The organism is Martelella sp. (assembly GCF_984369615.1).
Genome location: NZ_CFHTCS010000002.1, coordinates 41,644 through 48,582 on the forward strand (window position 1 = coordinate 41,644; position 6,939 = coordinate 48,582).

Annotated in this window: 6 protein-coding genes; 2 read left to right on the top strand and 4 right to left on the bottom strand. The window is 60.4% G+C overall.

Features of this window, described 5'->3' with window-relative positions; genetic code table 11:
- Positions 1-174: 174 nt before the first annotated feature.
- The 3 genes from AC5DC2_RS00520 to AC5DC2_RS00530 all read right to left on the bottom strand — a co-directional run bounded on the left by AC5DC2_RS00520 (position 175) and on the right by AC5DC2_RS00530 (position 2,816).
- On the bottom strand, positions 175-912 hold the full coding sequence (locus tag AC5DC2_RS00520; protein ID WP_491697095.1) for a DUF1223 domain-containing protein: 738 nt from the start codon (positions 910-912) through the stop codon (positions 175-177).
- A gap of 125 nt (positions 913-1,037) precedes the next feature.
- Complete coding sequence (locus tag AC5DC2_RS00525) at positions 1,038-1,631, bottom strand: exopolysaccharide biosynthesis protein (RefSeq protein ID WP_491697096.1); 594 nt, start codon at positions 1,629-1,631, stop codon at positions 1,038-1,040.
- Between the two features lie 99 nt (positions 1,632-1,730).
- Entirely contained in the window at positions 1,731-2,816 is a 1,086-nt protein-coding gene (locus tag AC5DC2_RS00530) for a Gfo/Idh/MocA family protein (protein WP_491697097.1), read from the bottom strand.
- Positions 2,817-2,977: 161 nt separating this feature from the next.
- Between AC5DC2_RS00530 and AC5DC2_RS00535 the strand changes: the two genes are divergently transcribed.
- Positions 2,978-3,394 carry a RusA family crossover junction endodeoxyribonuclease gene (locus tag AC5DC2_RS00535; protein ID WP_491697098.1) on the top strand — a complete coding sequence of 139 codons (417 nt, stop codon included), beginning with the start codon at positions 2,978-2,980 and terminating at the stop codon, positions 3,392-3,394.
- Complete coding sequence (locus AC5DC2_RS00540; RefSeq protein ID WP_491697099.1) at positions 3,391-4,020, top strand: HepT-like ribonuclease domain-containing protein; 630 nt, start codon at positions 3,391-3,393, stop codon at positions 4,018-4,020. The genes AC5DC2_RS00535 and AC5DC2_RS00540 overlap by 4 nt, the downstream gene beginning before the upstream one ends.
- Before the next feature lie 92 nt (positions 4,021-4,112).
- On the opposite strand, the gene acnA is transcribed toward AC5DC2_RS00540, so the two are convergent.
- Positions 4,113-6,806, bottom strand: a complete 2,694-nt coding sequence (gene acnA, locus AC5DC2_RS00545) for an aconitate hydratase AcnA (RefSeq protein ID WP_491697100.1) — start codon at positions 6,804-6,806, stop codon at positions 4,113-4,115.
- Positions 6,807-6,939: the final 133 nt, after the last annotated feature.

Below are 6,939 nucleotides of genomic sequence, written 5' to 3' on the forward strand. Positions count from 1 at the left end.
TCGCCCGCTCCGGTTGGCGGTTCCTGCGGCGCATCAAGCAAGCTGTCCCCTTCACGCACGCAAGACCGCATCAAAGGTCTTGGCGTCTAGCTTTCGCCGAACATGGTAAAGAAGTTGTTAATTCCTCGGGCAAACCCGGCGTTGGGGCGCCGAAAATCCCGTTCGGCAGGCACTTCAGCGGGTGGTGATCAGCGTGGCGCCGAGGATCGGGCCGGGATTGCCCGCCCTGTCGGTCGATTGCAGGAGAATGGCGCAGCCATCGCTCTCGCGCGCGTCGAGAACGCGGGCGGGGAGGGTGATCCTGGTCGGCGAACCGTGCCACATGCCCACCGTTTGCACATCGGTGACGATGTTGCGGTAGGTGATCGTCTTGCCCTTGTTCTCGCCTTCCTTGATGGCGACCTCTTCCTCGCCCTTGAGATAGACGACGAGGACGTCCGCCTTGCCGGAGCCCGCGCCGATATCGATCAGCACCTCGTCGCCGTGCATTTGCGTGGAAACCGGCACGTTGAGGCCGTCTCCTTTGGCGGCAAGCGTTTCGAGGCTGTCGTTGAGGTCGGCCCTGCTGGTGCCGATCATCTGCTCGCGGCCGTTGAGGATCGCCTGCGGGGTGTAGACCCCGCTGCGGCCCATGGCTTCGCCATAGGCATATTGCCGTTCGGTGTTTTGACGGCTGCTCATCGTGTCCGTCCAGCCGAGATAGTTCCAGTAATCGACGTGAAAGCTCAGGACGATGATGTCCCCTTGACCGGCGATCTCGGCTGCTGCCTTGTCGGCCGGCGGGCAGGACGAGCAACCCTGCGAGGTGAACAGCTCGAGAACGCCGAGCGGGTTCTGGATCTTGCCTGCCTCGGCCGTGGAGACGGCGAAAGCCGCAATAAAGGCGGCCGATATGATCGTCTGCTTCAGCACGGCAGGAACCTTCACCGGTTAAAGGGATAGCGCGGCCATTATCAGCCGGCGCTTGTCAAGCATGGCGTCAATCTAGCCTCATCGCCCTTCAACCGAAAGTCACGATGGGGTGAAAAAACATGTAATCAAAAGATGACGGTCTTTCCCGTCCAGAGAGCCGCTGCAATCGGTACCAGCGCCAGGAGCGCGAACAAACCGTCGCGGCTCAGCATCGCATAGGCAATCAGCATGACAGCAAGCCCGAGAAAGGCCGAAGCGAAGGGGACGAGTTCGAGAACCGGCATGAACGCGCCGGCCAGAACGCAGGCCAGCGGCAGGATGAGGGCGAGCGGATCTCGGAAGAGAAAGGCAAGCCGCCGGCGCGAATGCCGATCGATGAAACGGGTCGCAGGCAGCATCTTCTCCATCGCCCTGGCAGCCTTGCCGCTTTCGATCGAACGGCGGCGGATGACGCCGGGAAGCCAGATGCTTTTCCGCCCGATCAGACGTTGGCCGGCGATCAGCACGATCATGATGCCGAAGAGTGATGAAAGCCCCGGCACGCCTCCCAGCGGCGACATCACCAGCAGAGACGGCAGGATCAGGAGCGGCACGAAGGAGGCCGATCCGAAAGTGGTGAGCATGTCGTCAACGGAAACCCGCTCGCCGTCGGAATGGTCGAGCGCCTCGCGGGTGATCCCGGTCAGCGCGTTTTGGTCGTCGTCCTGGTTGCTGCTCACGCTTTGCTCCGCTCAATGTGTCCCTTGGCGGCAAAACGCGAAGGCGCGCGCATCGTTCCGGTTTCAAGTGTGAAGGATTTGCAACCCGGTCTGGCGGCTTCAGACGGTGGCGCGGCGCCAGGCTTGCGTCTCGCTCGTCACCGGCGTCTTGTCCGCGGCGGCCTTTTGCATCGTCGCGGCAAGATAACAATCCTGCGCGGCTTCGGCGAAGCTATAGGATGAAATGCCCCTTTCGACGAAACTCCGCATGTTCTGCAGGCAGGTCGCGACCGCGATCTCATCATCCGTCAGGTGCGGACCGGGGAAGGGGTTTTCGTAGACATAGCGTCCGCCCGCCATGATGCCGTGATGGTGATAGCCCTCGAAATTGGTGAAATGTCCCTTGTCCATGCGGGCAAGTTCCACAGACATCGGCGTGCGCTCGTCGATCAGATAGGTTGCACGCTCCGGCGTGATCTCGCCGCGTTCGCCGCGCACGGTAATGCGCGGCGCGCGGATGCGGCTTCTGTGCTGGCTCTCGGCAAAGTCGTAGATGCCGATCCTGTCGCCGAAATCGAAGGTGGCGATGGTCTGGTCGGCCTCGATGATCTCGAGGCGTTCCGGCTGGTCGTAGCGGCCCGGCCCCTTGACCACGGGCAGCGAAAAACTGCTGGCGGTGACAGTCGCGTTTTCAAAGCCGATGCCGAGCAGTTTCCGCATGACGGATATGCCGTGATAAGTCTGCATGATCGAGACATGGGCGTAGCCGGGCGTTCCGATCAGCCCGTCTGTGATCAGGCGCCGCATTGCCGAAATGACCGGGTGGAGGAAATACTGCTCGGCCACCTCGATCCTCGCGCCCGCCTCGACCAGTGCGTGGAGCGCGCGCAATCCCTCGTGATCGGGGGCGACCGGGGTTTCGGCGAGGACGGGAAGATCGCGCGCGGCAAATTCCGAGATACGTTCGACGATCTCGTCCTTTCGCACTGACACGACAGCGAATTCGGGCCGTGTCGCCGCCAGAAGCGCGTCGACAGAAGCAAATACCGCGACGTTCCAACGCTCCGCCAGCGCCCTGCGTTCGGTCTCCGGCCGACCTGAGACGATGCCGACGGCGCGGAAATGGTCGGGAAAAGCTCCGGCGATCTTGAGAAAGAAAGACGCCCGCCATCCCGAACCGATGACTGCGAAGGGTATGGGTGACATGCTCGATGATTCCGTGCTTTTGAGGCTGCCTATTACTAGAACTCAAGGAAGGTTGAGACAACCGAAGTCGGAATGACTATTTTAGCTTCTCACCATTATCCTTGTTGTGTTTACTATTCAAAGTTGCAGTTCTGTTGCCGACCTAGCGCCGTGGAGGCGAGATGGATTTGAAGTTCCCGATGGAATTTCTTGTGTTCGGGACGCCGGTCTCGCTTCAGGCCAAGCGGCCAGCGACGCGTGACGCTTGGAAAGCGCTTGTTCGCGAGGCGAGTAAGGCAGCTCTTCCTGAGAACCATTTCGCAAGCGATGCGTCGGTCGCCGTGACGCTGCTTTATTTTCCGAGCGAGCCTATGCAGGGAGACATCGACAACATCGTCAAACCGATCCTTGATGCGTTCTGCCAGTACATTTACTTGGACGACAGACAAGTGGAACGGCTGGTCGTGCAGAAATTCGAGCCCGAACGCACCGTGACCTTTGTTGCTCCAACGCAACGTCTGACGGAGGCTCTGGTCGCTGAAAGACCCGTGTTGTATATTCGTATTTCAGACACCCCGCTGGAGGATGCAGCTCGATGACCATGCTGATTGAAACGGAAATCATCGAAAATGTCGCAGCCGGTCTTCGCGCGGAAGGGTTCTCGGTTGTGATAGGGCCTGTCAGTCCAATCATACCAACTGATCTCAGTCTATTGCGGCCCGACATGGCGGCTTTTAGAGCGGACACGAAACTTATCGTAGAAGTTGTTTCTCGTTCATCAGAAAAGAAACACAAGCTCGAGCAGTTGACGACGGTGCTAGCAACACACTCCGATTGGAGCCTGCGTGTCGTCTCATTTGATGGTGAGCCGACAGCCGCTTTGCCTCTGCTGACACCTGAAAAGGCGAGAATTTTCCTCGAAGAGGCAAGGCATCTGTCAGGTGATCACCCACAGGCCGCATTCCTTCTCGCTTGGGCCAGCCTGGAGGCTCTGGCGAGGGTGACGAAATCCGATCAGTTTGCGAAGCCGCAAACGCCGGGACGTATTGTTGAGGTGCTCGCTCAGGAGGGGTACTTCACACCGGCCGAAGCGGATCTCCTGAGAGAACTTTCCAAACGACGGAACAGGCTCATTCATGGTGACCTGGATTCTAAGCTAACCGCTGAAGATGTTCAGCGCTTTTTGACTATCATCGAAGCCGGATTGCTCGGCGAGGCGGCCTGACCTTTTTTCAGGCGCCGGGTTTCAAGACCACAAAAAAACCGGGCAGCTTGCGCCGCCCGGCTTCAAATCTCACATCAATGGCTGTGGCCTTCTCAGGCGGCCAGATCGCGCAGCACCGTCTGCAGGATGCCGCCATTGTTGACGTAGGTGAGTTCGTCGAGCGTATCGATGCGGCAGAGGATCGGAACCTCCTTCACCGTGCCGTCGGCAAAGGTGACTTTGGCGATCTTCTTCTCGCGCGGCTTGATGTCGGCAAGACCTTCGATCGAAACGGTCTCGTCGCCCTTCAGGCCCAGGTTTTCCCATGTCGCGCCGTCTTCGAAGGTGAACGGGATGACGCCCATGCCGACGAGGTTGGAGCGGTGGATACGCTCGTAGCTCTCGGCAATCACGGCGCGCACGCCGAGAAGGTTGGTGCCCTTGGCCGCCCAGTCACGCGAGGAGCCGTTGCCATATTCGCCGCCGGCGAAGATGACGAGCGGAACGCCTTCCTTCTTGTATTCCATGGCCGCGTCGAAGATCGACATCTCTTCCTTGGACGGATAGTGGATGGTGTAGCCGCCTTCCTTGCCGTTCGGGCCGAGCATGTGGTTGCGGATGCGGATATTGGCGAAGGTGCCGCGCATCATCACTTCATGATTGCCGCGCCGCGTGCCGTACTGGTTGAAGTCGGCAACCGCCACATCGTGGCCCATCAGATATTCGCCGGCAGGCGATTGCGCCTTGATCGAACCGGCCGGGGAGATGTGGTCGGTGGTGATCTTGTCGCCGAACAGGCCGAGAATGCGGGCATCCTTGATATCGGAAACGGCCGTTGGCGTCTTACCCATGCCAACGAAGTAGGGCGGGTTCTGGACATAGGTCGAGTCGTCGTCCCAGGCATAGGTCTGACCATCCGGGATCTGTACCGCCTGCCAGTTCTCGTCGCCCTTGAAGACGTCGGCATATTTGGTCTCGTAGAGTTCGCGGGTGACGTATTTCTCGATCGTCTCCTGCACCTCCTTCGAGGACGGCCAGATGTCCTTGAGGTAGACCGGGTTGCCGTCCTTGTCCTCGCCGAGCGGCTCGGTGGTCAGGTCCTTCCTCACCGTGCCGGCCAGCGCATGGGCGACAACCAGCGGCGGGGAGGCCAGATAGTTGGCCTGAACGTCCGGCGAGATGCGGCCTTCGAAGTTGCGGTTGCCGGACAGAACGCCGGCGGCAATCAGGCCCTTGTCGTTGATGGTCTTCGAGACCGGGGCCGGCAGCGGACCGGAATTGCCGATGCAGGTGGTGCAGCCGAAGCCGACAAGGTTGAAGCCGAGCGCGTCGAGGTCATCCTGCAGACCGGCCTTTTCCAGGTATTCGGCGACAACCTGCGATCCGGGCGCGAGCGAGGTCTTCACCCAGGGTTTTGTCTTCAGCCCCTTGGCAACGGCGTTGCGGGCAAGCAGCCCGGCGGCGATCAGCACCGAGGGGTTGGAGGTGTTGGTGCAGGATGTGATCGCGGCGATCGCGACATCGCCATGGCCGAGATCGTAATCGGTGCCTTCCACGGCATAGCGCTTGTCGATCTCGCCCTTGTCCTTCTTGTACATGTCGACCATGGCTTCGGAAAAGCCGGAAGCGATGTTTTCGAGCGCGATGCGGCCTTCCGGGCGCTTCGGGCCGGCCATGGACGGAACGACGTCGCCGAGGTCGAGTTCCAGCGTGTCTGTGAAGACCGGATCCTCGCCGCCCGATTCGCGGTACATGCCCTGCGCCTTGGTGTAGGCATCGACCAGCGCGATGCGCTCCCTGGTGCGGCCAGACATATCGAGGTAGCGGAGCGTTTCGAAGTCAACCGGGAAGAAGCCGCAGGTCGCGCCGTATTCCGGGCCCATATTGCCGATGGTTGCGCGGTCGGCGAGCGTCATCGAATCAAGGCCGGCGCCGTAGAACTCGACGAACTTGGAGACGACGCCCTTCTTGCGCAGCATCTGCACGACGGTCAGCACGAGGTCGGTCGCGGTCACGCCTTCCTTGAGCTCGCCCGTCAGCTTGAAGCCGATGACTTCCGGCAGCAACATCGAGACCGGCTGGCCGAGCATCGCGGCTTCCGCCTCGATGCCGCCGACGCCCCAGCCGAGAACGCCAAGTCCGTTGATCATGGTGGTGTGGCTGTCGGTGCCGACGCAGGTGTCGGGATAGGCGATCTCGGCACCATCCTCTTCCTTGGTCCAGACGGTCTGGCCGAGATATTCGAGGTTCACCTGGTGACAGATGCCGGTGCCGGGGGGAACAACGCGGAAATTCTTGAACGCCTGCTGGCCCCACTTCAGGAAGCGGTAGCGCTCGCCGTTGCGCTTGTATTCATATTCGACATTGTGGGCGAAAGCCTGCGGCGTGCCGAATTCGTCGACGATGACGGAGTGGTCGATGACGAGGTCGACGGGCACCAGCGGATTGATCTTTTCCGGATCGCCGCCGAGATTGACGATGCCGTCGCGCATGGCGGCGAGATCGACGACGGCGGGAACGCCGGTGAAGTCCTGCATCAGCACGCGGGCCGGGCGGTAGGCGATCTCGGCGCCGGCCGTGCCCTTGTCGTTAAGCCACTTGGCGACAGCAAGAATGTCGTCTTTGGTGACCGAGCGGCCGTCTTCGTTGCGCAGAAGATTTTCGAGAAGCACCTTCATGGAGAAGGGAAGCTTCGAGACGCCTTCGAGCCCGTTCGCTTCAGCCTTCGGCAGGCTGTAGTAGACATACTCTTTTCCGTCCACATCGAGTGTGGAACGACATTCAAAACTGTCCAGTGATTTAGCCACGGATAAAACCCCGCTCATTCTGATTGGCCTAGACCAGCCGTGCGAACGCCCATGTACTTACGACATCAGGATGCGGGTACGACCATTTCCGCTGTCCGCACGTGGGACAAATGCCCAGGTTCGGCGCAAGGAT

Bases quoted from the DNA above. Each gene is read 5' to 3' on its own strand.
- AC5DC2_RS00535 (WP_491697098.1), top strand. From the start codon at position 2,978: ATGGATTTGAAGTTCCCGATGGAATTTCTTGTGTTCGGGACGCCGGTC.
- AC5DC2_RS00530 (WP_491697097.1), bottom strand. From the start codon at position 2,816: ATGTCACCCATACCCTTCGCAGTCATCGGTTCGGGATGGCGGGCGTCT.
- AC5DC2_RS00540 (WP_491697099.1), top strand. From the start codon at position 3,391: ATGACCATGCTGATTGAAACGGAAATCATCGAAAATGTCGCAGCCGGT.